We start from the raw sequence: 17,975 nt of genomic DNA on the forward strand, positions 1-17,975 counted from the left end.
CGAGAGAGTGAAATGGCCGGAGATTCTAGCCGCTGGAGCTAGATAATATTTAAAAGCGCAAGCGGCTCGCTCAGCTCTGACTGCCTAAAGTTCTTAGCTGTACGAAGAGCCGGCCACCAATCTTCATCTATTTTCGAAAAAAACCCGCTCTACATAGCGAGTTTCATTTATCTTTGTTTTGTAGGTACTGCATGACAATGACGACAACGTGGTTCATACGATTCTGAAGCCCCAACTAAAATAATTGGATCATCAAATGTCGCTGGTTCTCCATCGATTAAACGTTGCGTACGACTTGCAGGAGATCCGCATGCAGAACACACTGCCTGCAACTTAGTTACATGTTCAGCAATCGCCATCAGCTGAGGAACTTGTCCAAATGGTAGACCACGGAAATCTTGGTCTAATCCAGCTACAATGACACGATAGCCACGATTTGCCAATACTTGCACCACTTCCACAATGTCCCCATCAAAAAATTGTACCTCATCGATTGCAATAACATCCATTTCTTCTGCTACATGGTTAAATATATCTTTTGAAGCTGAAACAGGAACTGCTTTAACCTTTAATCCATTATGTGATACAACATCTTCTTCACTATAACGATTATCAATACATGGTTTAAATACAATCGCATGTTGTTTCGCAAACTGCGTACGTCGTATACGGCGGATGAGCTCTTCTGATTTTCCAGAAAACATACTCCCGCAAATCACTTCAATCCAACCATTTTGATTCATTAAGTACATTGAGCTCTCCTTTCATCTACTTTCCTAATCCAAAGTAGGGTAAAGGTTTAATATTTTTGCAAAAAAAACAGACAAGCGAATACATACACTTGCCTGTTTTATGTTCTTTATTACTTGATACCGTATTTCTTATTGAAGCGGTCAACACGTCCGTCTGCAGTAGCAAACTTCTGACGTCCAGTGTAGAATGGGTGAGAATCAGAACTGATCTCAATTTTTAGTAATGGATAAGTGTTACCATCTTCCCACTCAACAGTTTCGCTAGAGCCTTTAGTAGACCCGCTTAAGAATTTGAAGCCTGTGTTCGTGTCCATAAATACAACTTTATTGTAATTTGGATGGATTCCTGCTTTCATTCTTTTCATCTCCTTCCGCCCTGAATCATTTTCGAAACAGAGTTTTTCATCTTCAGCTGCTTGCACAACTATATTGATGAAACACATATGATGAAATTATAACAAGGCTAACTCCATTTTGCAACTACCTGTTTTTGTCTTTTTAAAATTTAAAAGCGCAACCGGCTCGTTCAGAATCCGGGACACTTCAAACTCTCGACCCAAATATAATTTTTATCTCAAAAAATAAAATTTTTCCCATATATTACTCTCTCTAATATTCCCTTAAAAAACATAAAAAACTCGCTTACTACGAAATAAGCGAGTCCCAATCTTTTCCCTTTACTTAGTTGTTACATATCTTTTTGAGTCTGCAACAATGTTTTGTAAAAATTCTTCATTTGTCTTTGTTTGACGAAGTTTACGTAAGAAACCTTCGACAAAGTCTGGTGTATCACGCATTGTTTTACGAATACCCCATAGCTTGTCTAAATGTTCTTTCGGAATTAATAGATCTTCTTTACGTGTACCAGAACGGCGAATATCAATTGCCGGGAAGATACGACGCTCAGCTAATGAACGATCTAAGTGAAGTTCCATATTTCCAGTTCCTTTAAATTCTTCGTAAATTACATCGTCCATACGAGATCCTGTATCAACAAGCGCTGTTGCTAAAATCGTTAAGCTACCGCCTTCTTCAATATTACGTGCAGCTCCAAAGAAACGCTTCGGTCTATGGAAGGCAGCTGGGTCGATACCACCCGATAATGTTCTACCACTTGGTGGAATAACAAGGTTGTAAGCTCGCGCTAAACGGGTAATACTATCCATTAAAATGATAACATCTTTCTTGTGCTCTACAAGACGCATTGCACGTTCTAACACAAGTTCCGCTACTTTAATATGATTTTCTGGTACTTCATCAAAAGTAGAGCTTACAACATCTCCTTTAACAGAACGTTCAATGTCTGTTACTTCCTCTGGACGCTCATCAATTAAAAGTACAATTAATTCAGCTTCCGGATGATTTGTTGTAACACTGTGTGCAATTTCTTTTAATAGACTCGTTTTACCAGCCTTTGGAGGCGCGACAATTAAACCACGTTGTCCAAATCCAACTGGTGCGATTAAATCCATGATGCGTGTCGGTAACTTTTTCGGTTCCGTTTCCAATTTCATTTGGCGATCTGGGTATAATGGTGTTAATGCAGGGAAATGCACACGCTCTTTTGCTGACTCTGGATCATCTCCGTTTACAGCTTCAACTTGTAATAATCCAAAATAGCGTTCATTTTCTTTCGGAGGTCGTACTTTACCAGAAACCTTGTCTCCATTACGTAAATCGAAACGACGAATTTGCGAAGCTGAGATATAAATATCTTCTGAGCTTGGAGAATAGTTGATAGGACGTAGGAATCCAAATCCTTCTGATTGAATAATTTCTAATACGCCTTCCATGAAGAAGAAACCTTCTTTTTCTGCTCGAGCTTTTAGGATAGCGAAGATTAACTCTTTTTTCGTTAATTTGCTATAATACGAAATCTTAAATTCTTTCGCAAGCTCGTATAACTCTTTTAATTTCATGTTTTCTAATGCTGCAATTGACAAATTCATTCAGACACCACACTTTAACGTTATTCTCTTTTCACATGGGTAAAGGGAAAAAATACGGAAGGCAAATAATTAATAATGAAAGGCAATAAGTTCAAGTAGGGTAATATTCACTATTGTAACCCTTTTATCTAGTTTTAATCAATACGTTGAAACACAAATACAAGAAGCGAAGACAAGAAAATTTGTCTTCGCTTTTATTTAACCTAGTTCCAGTAGCTAGTATGGTCAGGAGCTACAATGCCCTGCGATTCTGAACGAGCCGCTTACGCCTTTTACTTAATCCAGTTCCAGCGGCTAGAATCTCCAGTCATTTCACTCTCTCGCTCGAAGCAAAAAGCGCTTCAAGGTCGAGAGTTCCAATGCCCTGCGATTCTGAACGAGCCGCTTGCACTTTTTATTTAATAACCAAGTTCGGTTTTTTATTCAAGCTATGACGTCCGTCTACGAAGCGTACTGTGCCTGATTTTGCACGCATAACAAGGGATTGTGTTGTTCCTACGCTACCTTTAAATTGAACGCCGCGTAATAGTTCTCCGTCTGTTACGCCTGTTGCCGCAAAGATTGCATCGTCACCTTTTACTAAGTCTTCCATGCGAAGGATACGATTTATATCTTCAATACCCATTTTTTTACAACGAGCTAATTCAGCTTCATTTTGAGGCAGAAGCTTTCCGTGGATTTCTCCACCTAAACATTTTAATGCAACTGCTGCTAATACACCCTCAGGTGCTCCACCAGAGCCGAATAAAATATCTACACCTGTGCGATCAAATGCAGTGTTAATTGCTCCAGCCACATCGCCATCGTTAATTAATTTAATACGAGCACCAGCTTTACGAATTTCTTCGATAATCGCTTGATGACGTGGACGGTTTAAAACTGTCGCTACAACATCTTCAATATCTTTATTTTTCGCTTTCGCAACCGCACGTAAGTTATCGATAATAGGCGCATCAATATCGACCGCCCCAACCGCTTCTGGGCCAACCGCGATTTTATCCATGTACATGTCAGGAGCATGTAACAAATTACCATGATCTGCAATTGCAATAACAGCAAGAGCATTCCATCCACCAGCTGCTACGATGTTTGTCCCTTCTAAAGGATCAACCGCAACGTCTACACGTGGTCCATATCCTGTACCTAATTTCTCTCCGATATACAGCATTGGTGCTTCGTCCATCTCGCCTTCACCAATTACAACTGTACCTTTCATCGGGATTGTATCAAATACATCACGCATAGCTGATGTTGCTGCACCGTCTGCCTCATCCTTTTTCCCGCGCCCCATCCAACGCGCTGATGATAATGCTGCAGCCTCTGTTACACGTACTAACTCCATAGATAAACTTCTTTCCACGATAATCCCTCTCCTTTAAGTCTTTATATTTCTGCCGTATTTTGTGAACCGTGTTTCTCTACAAAGTATACTTCCGCAAGTAGTGATGCTTCGCTTCCCCCTTGCGGAAGTATCACTTATGCGTTCTTCATCTCTTCAATTTCTTGGTTTGTCATTTGTTCTCGCCAAATATTTGCGCCAAGACCTTTAAGCTTGTCTACTATATTTTCATAACCTCGATCAATATGCTCAAGTCCGGTTACTTCTGTAATTCCATCCGCCATTAACCCCGCAATAACAAGAGCCGCTCCAGCTCGCAAATCACTTGCTTTCACTTTTGCACCTTGCAATAAAACAGGACCAGTTACAATTGCCGAACGACCTTCCACTTTAATTTGTGCATTCATACGACGTAATTCATCAATGTGTTTAAAGCGTGCGCCGTAAATCGTATCCGTTACAACACCCGTTCCGTGCGCCTTTGTTAAAAGCGTTGTAAATGGTTGTTGTAAATCTGTTGGGAATCCTGGATATACAAGCGTTTTTATATCAACTACTTTTAACCTTCTATTACCGTTCACTGTAATTTGGTCATCGTTCGTTTCAACTTGGACACCAGCTTCTCTTAACTTCGCTGTAACTGACTCTAAATGCTGAGGAATCACATTATCAACCGTTATTTCTCCTCCTGATGCAGCTCCTAAAATCATATACGTACCCGCTTCAATACGATCCGGAATGATCGTATGGTGACAACCGTGCAGTGAATCCACACCATCAATTCGGATTACATCTGTGCCCGCACCTTTAATGCGTGCACCCATGCTTGTTAACAATGTAGCTACATCAATAATCTCTGGTTCTTTCGCTGCGTTTTCAATAACAGTTCTACCTTTCGCTCGCACAGCTGCTAGCATAATATTAATTGTAGCTCCTACACTAACAACATCTAAATAAATGCGTGCCCCGCGCAATTCATCTGCTCTTAAATAAATCGCACCCTGTTCATTCGTAACATGTGCACCTAACGCTTCAAATCCTTTAATATGCTGATCAATAGGCCTCGGTCCTAAATGACATCCACCTGGAAGCCCAATAACAGCTTTTTTAAAACGGCCAAGCATCGCACCCATTAAATAATAAGAAGCACGCAATTTTTTCACTTTTCCATTCGGTAAAGGCATTGCAACCATGTTAGAAGGATCAACTATCATCTCTTCCTCCTGTCCATAAGCTACTCTTCCTCCAATCTCCTCTAGCAAGTCTCCTAACATTTTCACGTCCGAAATATTAGGGACACCACCAATAGTTACTGGAGTATCTGCTAAAATTGTCGCTGGAATTAGTGCAACGGCGCTGTTCTTTGCACCACTCACTCGAATTGTTCCATTTAAAGCTCTTCCGCCTTCAATTAGCAATTTTTCCATATTGAGCTCCCTTCTTGTGAATGTATTTACTTTCTATATCCTTATAGAAAGCTCCCCTTAAGAATCTCAATCACTCTTTCCACCCTAACACTCAATAAATAGGAAACCATTATCTTCATTTCTCCCGTAGTACGAATAGATAAAGATTAACTATTCATTGAATTTACTTTATCAATTTAGATACATTATCACATTTATTAATAGGACTATGCACATTATTTTCTATTCCAAAAACAAAATGATAAAAATCTTTAGACTTGTTCACGCTTTCATTATACAACGAAAGGAAACCGTCTAAAAGACTAGACGGTTTCCAAAACGGAATTTTATTCTTACGCTTTACCGTTAGAACCGAATTCACGCATTTTACCAGCAACAGTTGCTTTAATAGCGTCGCGGCCAGGTCCAATATATTTACGAGGATCGTAAACTTCTTGGTCTTTGCTTAATGCTTCACGAACAGCTTTTGTAAACTCAATTTGGTTCTCAGTGTTTACGTTAATTTTTGAAGTACCTAAAGAAATAGCTTTTACGATATCAGCAGTTGGGATACCAGTACCACCGTGTAATACTAAAGGTACGCCAGTGAAGTCACGAACTTGTTCCATTTCAGCGAATCCTAAGTTAGGCTCACCTTTGTAAGGACCGTGTACAGAACCTAAAGCTGGAGCTAGGCAATCGATACCTGTTGCTTCAACAAGGTGCTTACACTCTGCTGGATCAGCGTAAATTACGCCTTCAGCGATGATGTCGTCTTCTTGTCCGCCAACTGTTCCAAGCTCAGCTTCAACAGATACGTTACGAGCGTGTGCGTATTCTACTACTTTTTTAGTAGTTTCAACGTTTTCTTCGAATGGGTGGTGAGAAGCGTCGATCATTACAGATGTGAAACCTGCATCGATTGCTTCTTTACATTTTTCGAAGCTTGAACCATGGTCAAGGTGAATCGCTACAGGAACAGTGATGTTCATTTCTTCGATTAAAGCTTTAACCATAGCTACAACTGTTTTGAAACCAGTCATATGACGAGCTGCACCCTCAGATACACCTAGGATTACAGGAGACTTTTCTTCTTCCGCAGCAGCTAAGATAGCTTGAGTCCACTCTAAGTTGTTCATGTTGAATTGACCAACTGCGTATTTTCCTTCTAGTGCTGTGTTTAGCATTTCTTTCATAGAAACTAAAGGCATGGTGAATCCTCCTAAAAAACGTTTTTTGTATCCGATAAGTTCTTATCGCTGGTAGTATGACCAGAATAAGGTAAAATATGTATATTTACATACCGGACTTTTTTCTACACTCAATAGGATAACAACTTGTACTCAAAAACTCAACCGTATTCACCTGCTCAATAGTCCATGTAAACGCTTTTTTCCATATTTTTTATAAAAAATTCATTTTTTACGCCTCTACAGCAAGCTGTTCTCTCACCGCTTGACGAATCTCATCAATATCAAACGGTTTAGCAAAGTGCATTAAAGCTCCTAAATCTTTCGCTTCTTGGATCATATCAAGCTCTCCGTAAGCAGTCATTAAAATTACTTTAATACTCTCATCAATTTCCTTTACATGTTTTAAAATCTCTATACCATCCATACCTGGAATTTTCATATCTAACACTACTAAATCTGGATTATCTTTTTTCACGATATCTAAAGCTTGAAATCCATTCGCTGCTTGGAATGTCTGATAACCTTCTTTTTGGAACACTTCATGTAATAGCACACGAATGCCATATTGATCATCAACGATTAAAATTTTACCTTCCATAACTCCCAACCTTTCTGTGTAAATACAAGATTTAAAGCTTCTTATATCTTAACGATTAATTTTCGCTATTCTTTGGCAAATTCCTTCCTATTCTTTCTTATTTTACCGTTTCCTATTTTGTTATGCTACCCTTCGATTTCACCTTTCTAAAAAAATAAACTATAATGAAAGCCGGTAAACACGTACGAAAGGGAGTAACATTATGTTAAAAATTTTTTCAACTCAATTAAGTGGTTATTTCTCCAGAGTTTCTCAAAAAGAAGAAATGAATATAGAAGATAGCGCCCGTCTACTTGCTCAAGCATTAGTTGGCGACGGTTTCATTTATTTACATGGTACAAATGAAATGGAGGGCGTTGTCGCTGAAGCATTATTCGGTACTGAGCCAATGAAGCAAGCAAAACGATTATTTGAAAATGGTAAAGAAGTAGAAGTAACTTCTGCAGACCGTGTACTTCTTATTAGCCGTTTTTCAACAGATGAAGAAGTTGTAGCAATGGCAAAAAAACTTCAAGCTGATGGACACTCTATTGTCGGCATCTCTGCTATTCAAGAAGGTACTGAATCACTAGAACAATATACAGATGTACATATTGATACTAAGCTGTTAAAAGGCCTTATTCCAGACGATGAAGGCAATCGCTACGGATTCCCAAGTTTAATGATAGCTTTATTTGCATATCATGGGATCAAATTTACAATCGATGAAATGTTAAATGAATATTAAAAAAAGCGCCCTATTTCAGGCGCTTTTTTTATTACTTGCTCTCTTTATTCGTAATAGAAGCACTTACGAAGTCATGGAACAATGGTTGTGGACGGTTTGGACGAGATACAAGTTCTGGATGGAACTGTGCCGCCACGAACCAAGGGTGGTCTTTTAATTCAATGATTTCAACTAGACGACCGTCTGGGCTTGTACCAGAGAATACAAATCCTGCTTTTTCCATATCCGGACGGAATTGATTGTTGAACTCATAACGATGACGATGACGCTCATATACAACCGGCTCGTTGTAAGCATTGTAAGCATTTGTTTCTTCAGCAAGCTTACATGGGTATAGACCAAGACGAAGTGTGCCACCTAAGTCTTCTACATCTTTTTGTTCTGGTAATAAGTCAATGATTGCATAAGGTGTGTCAGGATTAATTTCAGAAGAGTTAGCTCCTTCTAATCCTAATACGTTACGTGCGAATTCGATTGATGCAAGTTGCATACCTAGGCAAATTCCTAAGAATGGAACTTTGTTTTCACGAGCATATTGAATTGCAACGATTTTACCTTCTACACCACGATCGCCGAATCCACCAGGTACAAGGATACCATCTGTGTCACCAACTAATTCTTGTACGTTCTCTGGTGTTACGTGCTCAGCGTTTACCCATTTCACTTCTACATCTGTGTCGAATGAATAACCCGCATGACGAAGTGCTTCTACAACAGAAATATATGCATCTTGAAGCTCTACGTATTTACCAACAAGAGCAATTTTTGTTTTCTTAGAAAGGTTACGTACTTTATTAACTAGCGCAGTCCACTCTGTCATATCTGCAGCTGGATTGTCTAATTTTAAGTGATCGCAAACGATTTGGTCCATATTTTGTTCTTGAAGAGATAATGGAACCGCATATAAAGTATCTGCATCGCGTGCTTCGATAACTGCTTTTGTATCAATGTCACAGAATAATGCAAGCTTGTCTTTCATATCTTGAGAAACAGGCAATTCTGTACGAACAACGATAATATTTGGTTGAATACCTAAGCTGCGAAGCTCTTTAACGCTATGTTGCGTTGGTTTTGTTTTCATTTCACCCGCTGCTTTTAAGTACGGGATTAACGTACAGTGAATGTACATTACATTGTCACGACCGATGTCGCTCTTAATTTGACGGATTGCTTCTAAGAATGGTAGAGACTCGATGTCACCAACAGTTCCACCAATTTCTGTAATAACAACATCCGCGTTTGTTTCGCGACCAGAACGGTATACACGCTCTTTAATTTCGTTAGTAATGTGAGGAATAACCTGAACTGTTCCTCCTAGGTATTCACCACGACGCTCTTTTTGAAGAACTGAAGAGTAAATTTTACCTGTTGTTACGTTGCTGTATTTGTTTAAGTTGATGTCAATGAAACGCTCATAGTGACCAAGGTCTAAATCAGTTTCTGCACCATCATCTGTTACGAATACCTCACCGTGTTGGTATGGGCTCATAGTCCCTGGGTCTACGTTAATGTATGGATCAAACTTTTGAATCGTTACGTTTAAACCACGATTTTTTAAAAGTCTTCCAAGAGATGCTGCTGTAATACCTTTTCCTAAAGACGATACTACACCGCCTGTTACAAAAATATACTTAGTCATGAAAAAGCTCCCTCCTATTTTGCTGTTATATAATCACCGTTGCAAAGCGCAACGTATGTAGATAACACTGTATCCATCTTATTGTTAGACTCTTTTTATTTTCTAAACAAAAAACAAAAAAGAAAATTGCTCCCCTCATCACATAAAGTAATAAGTAGGGAGCAATTTTCTTTTATATTTACACTTTAAAAGTATTATCGTCCTTTTTTAAAGAGCCCAAAAATGATTCTACATGGACGATAATGAAAAGTCAAGAACTACAGTTCTTCCTCTTCTTCTTCTTCAGCTTCAGCTTCATCGTACTCAAGTTCTTCTTCGGCGAAGTCATCGTCATCATCTTCATCTAAATCATCAAGATCATCGTCGTCTCCGTCTTCTTCTTCAAGAACCTTGTCCAAATCTTCTACCTCTTCTTCATTTGCGTCTGCATCGTCGAAGTCTTCATCTTCTTCGATGTAGTCGTCAAAACCGTCCTCTTCAACTTTACGTTTCTTCTTCGGTTTTGGCTGAGGTAAGATTTCTTCATCAATTTGCTCATATGGGTACCAGCTACGTAGTCCCCAACGATTTTCTCCTAAATTAATGAAACGTCCATCGATGTTTAAATCTGTATAAAATTGTGCGAGTTTCGCATTAACTTGCTCTTGAGATAGTCCCAGCACTTGAGCGATTTCTCGAACCAACTCGTTGAATGTCGTTGCTTGTCTTTTATCCCCTAAAACGCTATGTACAACTTCAATCATTGAACATTCTTTTAGCTCTTCTGGTGAATATTGCTTAAAATTCACTTATGCGGCACTTCCTTTCTTCAAATATAACCTTATATATAACGGTCTGCTTAAAAAAATCCATACTATTCATTATAAACAAAAGTCGCACAAATATGCTACAAAAAAAACGGGAAACTTTAATATGATAATAAAATTATAATTTGTCTATTCCTTATTTCGGAAACATATGCGCTCCTTGCAGTACATACCTAATTTGCATTTCTGTATATTCTTCAAGCGTATACAGTTTTTGCAGGGCCCAACGTCTAAATCCCCACATTTGTCCTTGTATGAAAATGTTATGTGCAAGAAGCTGTATCTCTTTTTTATTTAATGTAAATGTCCCATTTTCTGTACACTGCTCTAAAATATTCTCAAACATTCCGACCATTTGAAACTCTTTTTCTAATACATATGGGAGTGATTCTTTCGGTAAAAAACGTACCTCTTGATACATAATTAATACTTCTTCTTGCAATTCATCCATCACTTTAAAATAATTCTTTATCGCTATCTTTAAGCTTTCTATACTTCCCTTCTCTGTACACACTACTTCCTCTAATCTTTCTTTTACATGTTCATAAATACTATCACAAACTAAATATAAAACATCATCTTTTGTACGAATGTACTCATAAAGTGTTCCAATACTAAACCCAGCCGCCTTCGCAATCTCTCTCGTTGTTGTACGTGGGAACCCTTTTTGCTTAAACAATTGCACCGCACCTTTAATCATTTGTTCACGTCTTAACGCAACTAATTTTTCATCTTTCACGGACGCATGTACATTATGTTTAACCATCCCCTTCACCTCTCTCTATTATTTTTTGGAAGGAAAAAGCGTAGGAAAATACCTACGCCTTTGCTCCTACTTCGTTAACATACGAGAAATTACAAGCCTTTGAATCTCTTGTGTTCCCTCATATATTTGTGTAATCTTTGCATCGCGCATATAACGCTCTACTGGATAATCTTTCGTATAACCGTAACCACCAAATACTTGTACCGCTTCAGTCGTCACCTTCATCGCTGTATCGCCTGCAAATACTTTTGACATCGCTGACTCTTTCCCATACGGAAGCCCTTCCGATTCAAGCCAAGCCGCTTGATATGTTAGAAGACGCGCCGCCTCCACATCCGTTGCCATATCTGCAAGTTTAAAGCCAATTCCTTGCTGCGCCGCAATTGGTTTCCCAAACTGATGACGCTCTCTTGCATACTCTACAGAAGCATCTAAAGCCCCTTGCGCAATACCGACTGCTTGCGCGGCAATACCATTACGGCCGCCATCTAATGTTTGCATCGCAACTTTAAATCCTTGCCCCTCTTCCCCTAGTAGGTTCTCTACAGGAATACGGCAATCTTCGAACATAATTTCAGTTGTTGGTGAAGAGCGAATCCCTAACTTGCTTTCCTTCTTCCCAACTGAAAATCCTGGTGTATCACTTTCCACAATAAACGCGCTCGTACCACGCTGCTTCGATTCGGGATCAGTTAACGCAAAAACAACATAAATATCAGCAATACCGCCATTTGTAATAAAGATTTTCGATCCATTTAAAATGTAATGGTCTCCATCTCGTTTCGCAGTTGTCCTCATTCCGCCAGCATCTGAACCAGAACTTGGTTCCGTTAAACCGTATGCGCCAATTTTCGCTCCTTCTGCCATCGGTCGTAAAAATTTTTGCTTTTGTTCTTCCGTTCCAAATTTAAAAATTGGCCAACCAGCAAGTGAAGTGTGTGCAGACAGCGTTACACCTGTTGAAGCACAAACACGAGATAATTCTTCGATAGCAATTACATACGCTAAGTAATCGCTTCCAATTCCGCCGTATTCTTCAGGCCACGGAATGCCGGTTAAACCAAGCTCTGCCATTTGATCAAATAGTGCACGATCAAATCTCTCTTCTTCATCACGCTCAGCTGCCGTCGGTGCTACTTCGTTCTTAGCAAAATCCCGAACCATTTTTCTTATCATTTCATGTTCTTCTGATAGTTTAAAATGCATTCCCGTCTCCCCCTTGTCCTTTTATAAAGCTCGACTAATAACAAGTTTCTGTATCTCACTCGTTCCTTCATATATTTGCGTGATTTTCGCATCACGGAAAAATCGTTCTACTGGATAGTCTTTCGTATAACCGTAACCACCAAATACTTGCACCGCTTCAATCGCAACTTCAACAGCCGTCTTAGAAGCGAATAATTTCGCAATAGAAGCTTCTTTACCGCATGGTAATCCTTGCGCTCTTAGCGATGCCGCTCTGTATACAAGTAATCGCGCTGCTTCTACACTAGTCGCCATATCTGCAAGTTTGAATCCGATTCCTTGCTGCGCCGCAATTGGCTTGCCGAATTGCTCACGCTCTTTCGCATAATCAATCGCACATGCAAGCGCCGCTTCCGCGATTCCTAATGCCTGCGCTCCGATTCCAATTCGTCCAACATCTAAATTCGCCATTGCCACCTTAAATCCTTGTCCTTCTTCACCAAGTAAATTCTCGGCCGGCACTTTCATATCTTCAAACGTAAGTTGTACCGTGCGAGAACCAAGAAGTCCCATTTTATGCTCATCTTTGCCGATAACTAAGCCTGGTGTATCTTTCTCTACTATAAATGCAGAAATCCCACTTTTTCCTGCCTCTGGATTTGTAGAAGCGAATACAATGTATGTACTTGCTTCACCGCCATTTGTAATAAATACTTTCGATCCATTAATAATGTAGTGATCGCCTTTCTTTACAGCTCTTGATTTCAAACTCCCTGCATCTGATCCTGCATTTGGTTCTGTTAATGCAAATGCACCTAAATATTCACCAGTCGCAAGTTTAGAAACATATTTCTGCTTCTGTTCTTCTGTTCCAAAATATAAAATCGGGTTCATTCCAACTGACGTATGTACAGCTAAAATTACACCAACCGTTGCACTTACCTTTGAAATTTCCTCAATTGCTAAAATGTAAGAAATAAAATCCATTTCTGCCCCGCCATATTTTGCAGGCGCTGGAATACCCATTAGTCCAAGCTCACCCATCTTCTGCAAAATCTCTTTCGGGAACACCCCTTGTTCCATACTAGGAACAAAGGGAGCTATTTCCTTCTGCGCAAAATCTCGAACCATTTTCCTCATCATTTGTTGCTCTTCAGTAAAATGAAAGTTCATGTACTCCGCCTCCGTTTGCTATATATCTTTTTAATAATTTGGTAAGACCACTATTTTAATAAAAGGAGGACTTTATTCGTAAACGTAGAAACCACGGCCTGTTTTACGTCCTAACCATCCTGCGTTCACATACTTGCGTAATAATGGACATGGGCGATATTTACTATCTCCTAATCCTTCATGCAACACTTCCATAATGTATAAACATGTATCTAAACCGATAAAATCAGCTAATGTAAGTGGTCCCATCGGATGATTCATACCTAGTTTCATTACTTCATCAATCGCTTCTTTCGTCGCTACACCTTCATATAACGTATAGATCGCTTCGTTAATCATCGGTAATAAAATACGGTTCGATACAAATCCTGGGAAATCATTTACTTCGACTGGCACTTTCCCGATTTTTTTCGTAATATCTTCAATTGTTTCATACACCTCATCATCTGTAGCTAAACCACGAATAATTTCAACAAGTTTCATAACTGGAACTGGATTCATAAAATGCATGCCAATTACTTTTTCTGGGCGTTTCGTTACTGCTGCAATTTCAGTAATTGGTAGAGAGGACGTATTCGTCGCTAAAATTGCGTGTTCTGGAGCGATTTCATCTAGATTCGCGAAAATTTTCTTTTTAATGTCCATTTTCTCAACAGCCGCTTCAATAACAAGATCCGCTTCCTTCACACAATCTAAATCAAGCGTTACTGTAAGGCGATTTAACGTCGCTTCCTTTTCTTCTTCCTTCATGCGCCCTTTTTCTACTTGACGCGCTAAGTTTTTCGTAATAATAGCCAATCCTCTGTCTAATTGCTCTTGTTTTAAATCTTGTACCTTCACATCATATCCTGCCATTGCACATACTTGTGCGATTCCCGAACCCATTTGTCCTGCACCAATTACAACTATTTTTTGTACACCCATTCTTTCTTCCCCCTTAATATAAATTGTTAATAAATCAAAAATCACCTACACGTAAATTAACAAACTTCAATCATAATTGCGTCACCTTGACCGCCACCGCTACAAATAGAAGCAATTCCAATTCCGCCGCCGCGCTGCTTCAGTGCGTGGATAAGTGTAACGATAATACGCGCTCCACTTGCTCCAATTGGATGTCCCATTGCCACTGCGCCGCCATTTACATTCAATTTATCTGGGTCAATTCCTGCAATCTCTGTACTTGCAATTGCTACCGCTGCAAATGCTTCATTAATCTCGAATAAATCGATATCTTCAATTGTCTTGCCTGTTTTTTTCAACAATTCGTTAATTGCATAACCTGGCGTTCTTGGGAAATCTTTAGACTCCACTGCAATTGCTGTATGTGCCAAAATTGTCGCTAATGGCTTTCTTCCTTCTTGCTTTGCTCTGTCTTCGCTCATTAATACGAGCGCAGCACCGCCATCATTTAGTCCAGGAGCATTACCCGCTGTCACTGCCGACGTCTTATCAAATACAGGTTTTAATTTCGCTAATTTTTCAATCGTTGTATCCGCGCGTGGCGCCTCATCTTTTGCAACGACAATAGGATCGCCTTTTCTTTGCGGAATCGTTACTGGCACGATTTCCTCTTCAAAACGTCCTTCTTTATGCGCTGAAACCGCACGCTGATGGCTACGATAAGCCCATTCATCTTGCGCTTCGCGAGAGATTCCATCTTCCTTCGCAACTTCTCCGCCATAAACACCCATGTGTATACCTGAAAATGCGCATGTCAAGCCGTCAGCAACGTTTAAATCGATGATTTCGTTGTTCCCCATTCTGTATCCCCATCTTGCACCTCGTAAAATGTAAGGACTGTTACTCATCGACTCCATACCGCCAGCTACAATTAGTGATTGATCGCCAGTACGAATAATTTGATCCGCTAACGTAACCGCACGAAGCCCTGATGCACAAACTTTATTCACTGTTTCCGTCTGTACTTCCCAAGGGATTCCAGCAGCCCTCGCAGCTTGGCGCGATGGAATTTGCCCCTGTCCCCCTTGAATAACCGTTCCAAATATAACTTCCTCAACATCACTAGCAGAAACATTTGCTCTCTCAAGCGCTGCTTTAATTGCAATTCCCCCAAGTTCTGTCGCCTTCACGTCTTTTAAAGATCCTCCAAATTTCCCAACCGGTGTTCTTGCAGCACTTAAAATAACTGTTTTACTCATATCTATTTCCCCCATCTCTTTTTTTAGCACCGAGCGCTCGCTCGGTGTTCTTACGTTGAGAAGAGGTGCAACAATTGCACCTCTCTCTAAAGTTGTATTCATGCTTGCAGATTACATCGCTTCTTTCTTCTGTCCGATAACAGAGCGTTCTAAAATCTCTGTTACATCAAGAGTTTGAACCTTCTCTTCTACTTCTTTCGCTTTCGTCCCATCGCTAATCATCGTTAAGCAATATGGACAACCTGTACCGATAATGGATGGTTGCACAGCTAGTGCTTGTTCTGTACGAGCAACGTTAATACGTGAACCTGCTGTCTCTTCCATCCACATTAAGCCACCACCTGCGCCACAGCACATTCCGGTTTCACGGTTACGTGCGATTTCTACAAGATTCACACCAGGAATTGCTTTCAAAATATCGCGTGGCGCTTCGTATACTTCGTTGTATCTTCCTAAGTAACAGGAATCATGGTACGTAACTGTTTCCTCAATAGCGTGAACAGGTTTTAAGCGTCCTTCTTTCACCCACTGAGCTAACAATTCTGTATGATGATAGACTTCTGCTTGCAAGCCAAAGTCTGGATACTCATTTTTAAATGTGTTATAAGCGTGAGGATCAATCGTAACGATTTTCTTCACTCCTGCTTTTTCAAATTCCTCGATATTCTTTGTCGCCATCTCTTGGAAGACAAATTCATTTCCAAGACGTCGCGGTGTATCTCCAGAATTCTTTTCTTTATTACCAAGTATCGCGAATGAAATACCTGCTTCGTTCATTAACTTCGCAAACGATATCGCAATCTTCTGACTACGATTATCATATGATCCCATTGAACCAACCCAGAATAAATATTCGAACTCCTCGCCAGCTTTCGATTTTTCTTTTACAGTTGGAACCGTTACTTCATCATCACCTTGGCGCCAAGTTTCACGCTCTTTACGGTTCAGTCCCCACGGATTCCCTTGACGCTCGATATTTGTCATCGCACGCTGCGCTTCCGCGTCCATCTTTCCTTCTGTTAGAACGAGATAGCGGCGTAAATCAATGATTTTGTCAACATGCTCATTCATAACCGGACACTGATCTTCACAGTTACGGCACGTTGTACAAGCCCAAATCTCTTCCTCTGTAATAACATCTCCGATTAAACTCGGATCGTAAGCAAGCGTTGTAGCTGCTGATTCTTGTTGCCCTTTCCCAGCTGCCATCATCGCTAACTGATTTCCTTGTGTATTATTAAAAGCAACTACTGGAACCCACGGTGCTTTTGATGTCACTGCTGCTCCTTTATCAGTTAAATGATCGCGAAGTTTTAAAATTAAATCCATCGGCGATAACATTTTCCCTGTCCCTGTTGCCGGGCACATATTTGTACAGCGACCACACTCTACGCAAGCGTATAAATCAATAAGCTGATTTTGTCTAAAGTCTTCGATTTTACCAACACCAAATGTTTCTTGCGTTTCATCTTCAAAGTCAATCTTTTCAAGTTTCCCTGGATTTGAAAGACGTCCGAAGAAAACGTTAACTGGTCCCGCAATTAAATGCGCGTGTTTTGATTGTGGAACATACACTAAAAACGTTAACAAAATTAGTAGATGCACCCACCAAGAGAAATAGAACACAGAAATAGCTGCGGTTTCATTTATTCCCGAGAAAACGTAAGCGATTGCAGAAGCGATCGGTTCACTCCATGAAAGCTCCTCGCCGTGCCATATAATTCCCATCCCATTACCAAGTAGCACAGAAATCATTAAGCCACCAATAAAGATAAGAACAAGGCCTGATTTGAAATTACGTTTTAAACGAACTAGCTTCTCAACATAACGTCTATGAAAAGCCCAAAAGACTGCAATTAAAATAACAAGTGTGACAATTTCCTGGAAGAATGTAAATGCAGGGTATAGTGGTCCAAGTGGAAGATGTGATCCTGGTGCGAGTCCTTTCCAAACGAAGTCAATTGCTCCAAATTGGACAAGAATAAATCCGTAAAAGAACATAACGTGAATAATGCCGCTCTTCTTATCTTTCAGCAGCTTTTTCTGACCGAAAACATTGACCTTAAGGAGATCCCAACGCTCTTTAAAACGACGGTCAAATTCAATCTTTTTTCCTAACTGTATGTAGGCCATCCTCGTCCGTATAAGATACACAAACAAATATCCCGCATAAGCAATAACAGCAATGGCAGCCAGCCAATTAATGATCAGTAAGCTATTCATTTTTATGCTACCCCTCTCTTTGTAAGCTCTCTTTCTTTTTTAGAATCTTCAAAAACA

General features: G+C 39.9%; 16 protein-coding genes. 1 reads left to right on the plus strand and 15 read right to left on the minus strand.

Features of this window, described 5'->3' with window-relative positions; all coding sequences use genetic code 11:
* Positions 1–167: 167 nt before the first annotated feature.
* From ACU8YW_RS26400 to spo0F, 7 genes are all read right to left on the minus strand, one after another.
* Positions 168–752, minus strand: a complete 585-nt coding sequence (locus ACU8YW_RS26400) for a thymidine kinase (RefSeq protein ID WP_097889525.1) — start codon at positions 750–752, stop codon at positions 168–170.
* 110 nt (positions 753–862) lie between these two features.
* The gene (locus tag ACU8YW_RS26405; protein ID WP_000643447.1) at positions 863–1,108 is read right to left on the minus strand and encodes a type B 50S ribosomal protein L31; all 246 of its coding nucleotides are present in this window, start codon (positions 1,106–1,108) and stop codon (positions 863–865) included.
* Between the two features lie 321 nt (positions 1,109–1,429).
* Positions 1,430–2,701, minus strand: coding sequence for a transcription termination factor Rho (gene rho, locus ACU8YW_RS26410; protein ID WP_001053898.1), 1,272 nt, complete (start codon positions 2,699–2,701; stop codon positions 1,430–1,432).
* 394 nt (positions 2,702–3,095) lie between these two features.
* Positions 3,096–4,061 carry a class II fructose-bisphosphatase gene (gene glpX, locus ACU8YW_RS26415; protein ID WP_000442336.1) on the minus strand — a complete coding sequence of 322 codons (966 nt, stop codon included), beginning with the start codon at positions 4,059–4,061 and terminating at the stop codon, positions 3,096–3,098.
* Positions 4,062–4,177: 116 nt separating this feature from the next.
* Positions 4,178–5,467: a UDP-N-acetylglucosamine 1-carboxyvinyltransferase gene (murA, locus tag ACU8YW_RS26420; protein WP_097889524.1), complete on the minus strand. Its 1,290-nt coding sequence runs from the start codon at positions 5,465–5,467 to the stop codon at positions 4,178–4,180.
* Between the two features lie 332 nt (positions 5,468–5,799).
* Positions 5,800–6,657: a class II fructose-bisphosphate aldolase gene (locus ACU8YW_RS26425; RefSeq protein ID WP_001131858.1), complete on the minus strand. Its 858-nt coding sequence runs from the start codon at positions 6,655–6,657 to the stop codon at positions 5,800–5,802.
* A gap of 211 nt (positions 6,658–6,868) precedes the next feature.
* Positions 6,869–7,237 carry a sporulation initiation phosphotransferase Spo0F gene (gene spo0F / locus ACU8YW_RS26430; protein WP_000398593.1) on the minus strand — a complete coding sequence of 123 codons (369 nt, stop codon included), beginning with the start codon at positions 7,235–7,237 and terminating at the stop codon, positions 6,869–6,871.
* A 202-nt stretch (positions 7,238–7,439) separates the two neighbouring features.
* On the opposite strand from spo0F, the gene ACU8YW_RS26435 reads away from it, so the two are divergent.
* Complete coding sequence (locus ACU8YW_RS26435) at positions 7,440–7,964, plus strand: DUF2529 domain-containing protein (protein ID WP_088064869.1); 525 nt, start codon at positions 7,440–7,442, stop codon at positions 7,962–7,964.
* A 31-nt stretch (positions 7,965–7,995) separates the two neighbouring features.
* Here ACU8YW_RS26435 and pyrG read toward each other — a convergent pair whose 3' ends face one another.
* From pyrG to ACU8YW_RS26475, 8 genes are all read right to left on the minus strand, one after another.
* On the minus strand, positions 7,996–9,603 hold the full coding sequence (gene pyrG, locus ACU8YW_RS26440; protein WP_000170450.1) for a CTP synthase: 1,608 nt from the start codon (positions 9,601–9,603) through the stop codon (positions 7,996–7,998).
* Between the two features lie 257 nt (positions 9,604–9,860).
* Entirely contained in the window at positions 9,861–10,391 is a 531-nt protein-coding gene (gene rpoE, locus ACU8YW_RS26445) for a DNA-directed RNA polymerase subunit delta (protein WP_048542705.1), read from the minus strand.
* Between the two features lie 154 nt (positions 10,392–10,545).
* Positions 10,546–11,175, minus strand: coding sequence for a TetR/AcrR family transcriptional regulator (locus tag ACU8YW_RS26450; protein WP_048542708.1), 630 nt, complete (start codon positions 11,173–11,175; stop codon positions 10,546–10,548).
* Positions 11,176–11,241: 66 nt separating this feature from the next.
* A complete protein-coding gene (gene acdA, locus ACU8YW_RS26455; RefSeq protein WP_088064870.1) occupies positions 11,242–12,381 on the minus strand; it encodes an acyl-CoA dehydrogenase AcdA in 1,140 nt (379 codons plus the stop codon).
* A gap of 21 nt (positions 12,382–12,402) precedes the next feature.
* Positions 12,403–13,533, minus strand: a complete 1,131-nt coding sequence (locus tag ACU8YW_RS26460) for an acyl-CoA dehydrogenase (protein WP_087985984.1) — start codon at positions 13,531–13,533, stop codon at positions 12,403–12,405.
* A gap of 72 nt (positions 13,534–13,605) precedes the next feature.
* Positions 13,606–14,457, minus strand: coding sequence for a 3-hydroxybutyryl-CoA dehydrogenase (locus ACU8YW_RS26465; protein ID WP_000538863.1), 852 nt, complete (start codon positions 14,455–14,457; stop codon positions 13,606–13,608).
* A gap of 56 nt (positions 14,458–14,513) precedes the next feature.
* Entirely contained in the window at positions 14,514–15,695 is a 1,182-nt protein-coding gene (gene mmgA, locus ACU8YW_RS26470; RefSeq protein ID WP_087985985.1) for an acetyl-CoA C-acetyltransferase, read from the minus strand.
* 111 nt (positions 15,696–15,806) lie between these two features.
* A complete protein-coding gene (locus ACU8YW_RS26475) occupies positions 15,807–17,918 on the minus strand; it encodes a (Fe-S)-binding protein (RefSeq protein ID WP_199695441.1) in 2,112 nt (703 codons plus the stop codon).
* Between the last annotated feature and the right edge of the window lie 57 nt (positions 17,919–17,975).

Source organism: Bacillus pretiosus, assembly GCF_052947655.1.

Bases quoted from the DNA above. Each gene is read 5' to 3' on its own strand.
- ACU8YW_RS26450 (WP_048542708.1), bottom strand. From the start codon at position 11,175: ATGGTTAAACATAATGTACATGCGTCCGTGAAAGATGAAAAATTAGTT.
- murA (WP_097889524.1), bottom strand. From the start codon at position 5,467: ATGGAAAAATTGCTAATTGAAGGCGGAAGAGCTTTAAATGGAACAATT.
- pyrG (WP_000170450.1), bottom strand. From the start codon at position 9,603: ATGACTAAGTATATTTTTGTAACAGGCGGTGTAGTATCGTCTTTAGGA.
- ACU8YW_RS26400 (WP_097889525.1), bottom strand. From the start codon at position 752: ATGTACTTAATGAATCAAAATGGTTGGATTGAAGTGATTTGCGGGAGT.
- ACU8YW_RS26435 (WP_088064869.1), top strand. From the start codon at position 7,440: ATGTTAAAAATTTTTTCAACTCAATTAAGTGGTTATTTCTCCAGAGTT.
- spo0F (WP_000398593.1), bottom strand. From the start codon at position 7,237: ATGGAAGGTAAAATTTTAATCGTTGATGATCAATATGGCATTCGTGTG.
- ACU8YW_RS26465 (WP_000538863.1), bottom strand. From the start codon at position 14,457: ATGGGTGTACAAAAAATAGTTGTAATTGGTGCAGGACAAATGGGTTCG.
- ACU8YW_RS26460 (WP_087985984.1), bottom strand. From the start codon at position 13,533: ATGAACTTTCATTTTACTGAAGAGCAACAAATGATGAGGAAAATGGTT.
- mmgA (WP_087985985.1), bottom strand. From the start codon at position 15,695: ATGAGTAAAACAGTTATTTTAAGTGCTGCAAGAACACCGGTTGGGAAA.
- rho (WP_001053898.1), bottom strand. From the start codon at position 2,701: ATGAATTTGTCAATTGCAGCATTAGAAAACATGAAATTAAAAGAGTTA.
- ACU8YW_RS26425 (WP_001131858.1), bottom strand. From the start codon at position 6,657: ATGCCTTTAGTTTCTATGAAAGAAATGCTAAACACAGCACTAGAAGGA.
- acdA (WP_088064870.1), bottom strand. From the start codon at position 12,381: ATGCATTTTAAACTATCAGAAGAACATGAAATGATAAGAAAAATGGTT.
- ACU8YW_RS26405 (WP_000643447.1), bottom strand. From the start codon at position 1,108: ATGAAAGCAGGAATCCATCCAAATTACAATAAAGTTGTATTTATGGAC.
- ACU8YW_RS26475 (WP_199695441.1), bottom strand. From the start codon at position 17,918: ATGAATAGCTTACTGATCATTAATTGGCTGGCTGCCATTGCTGTTATT.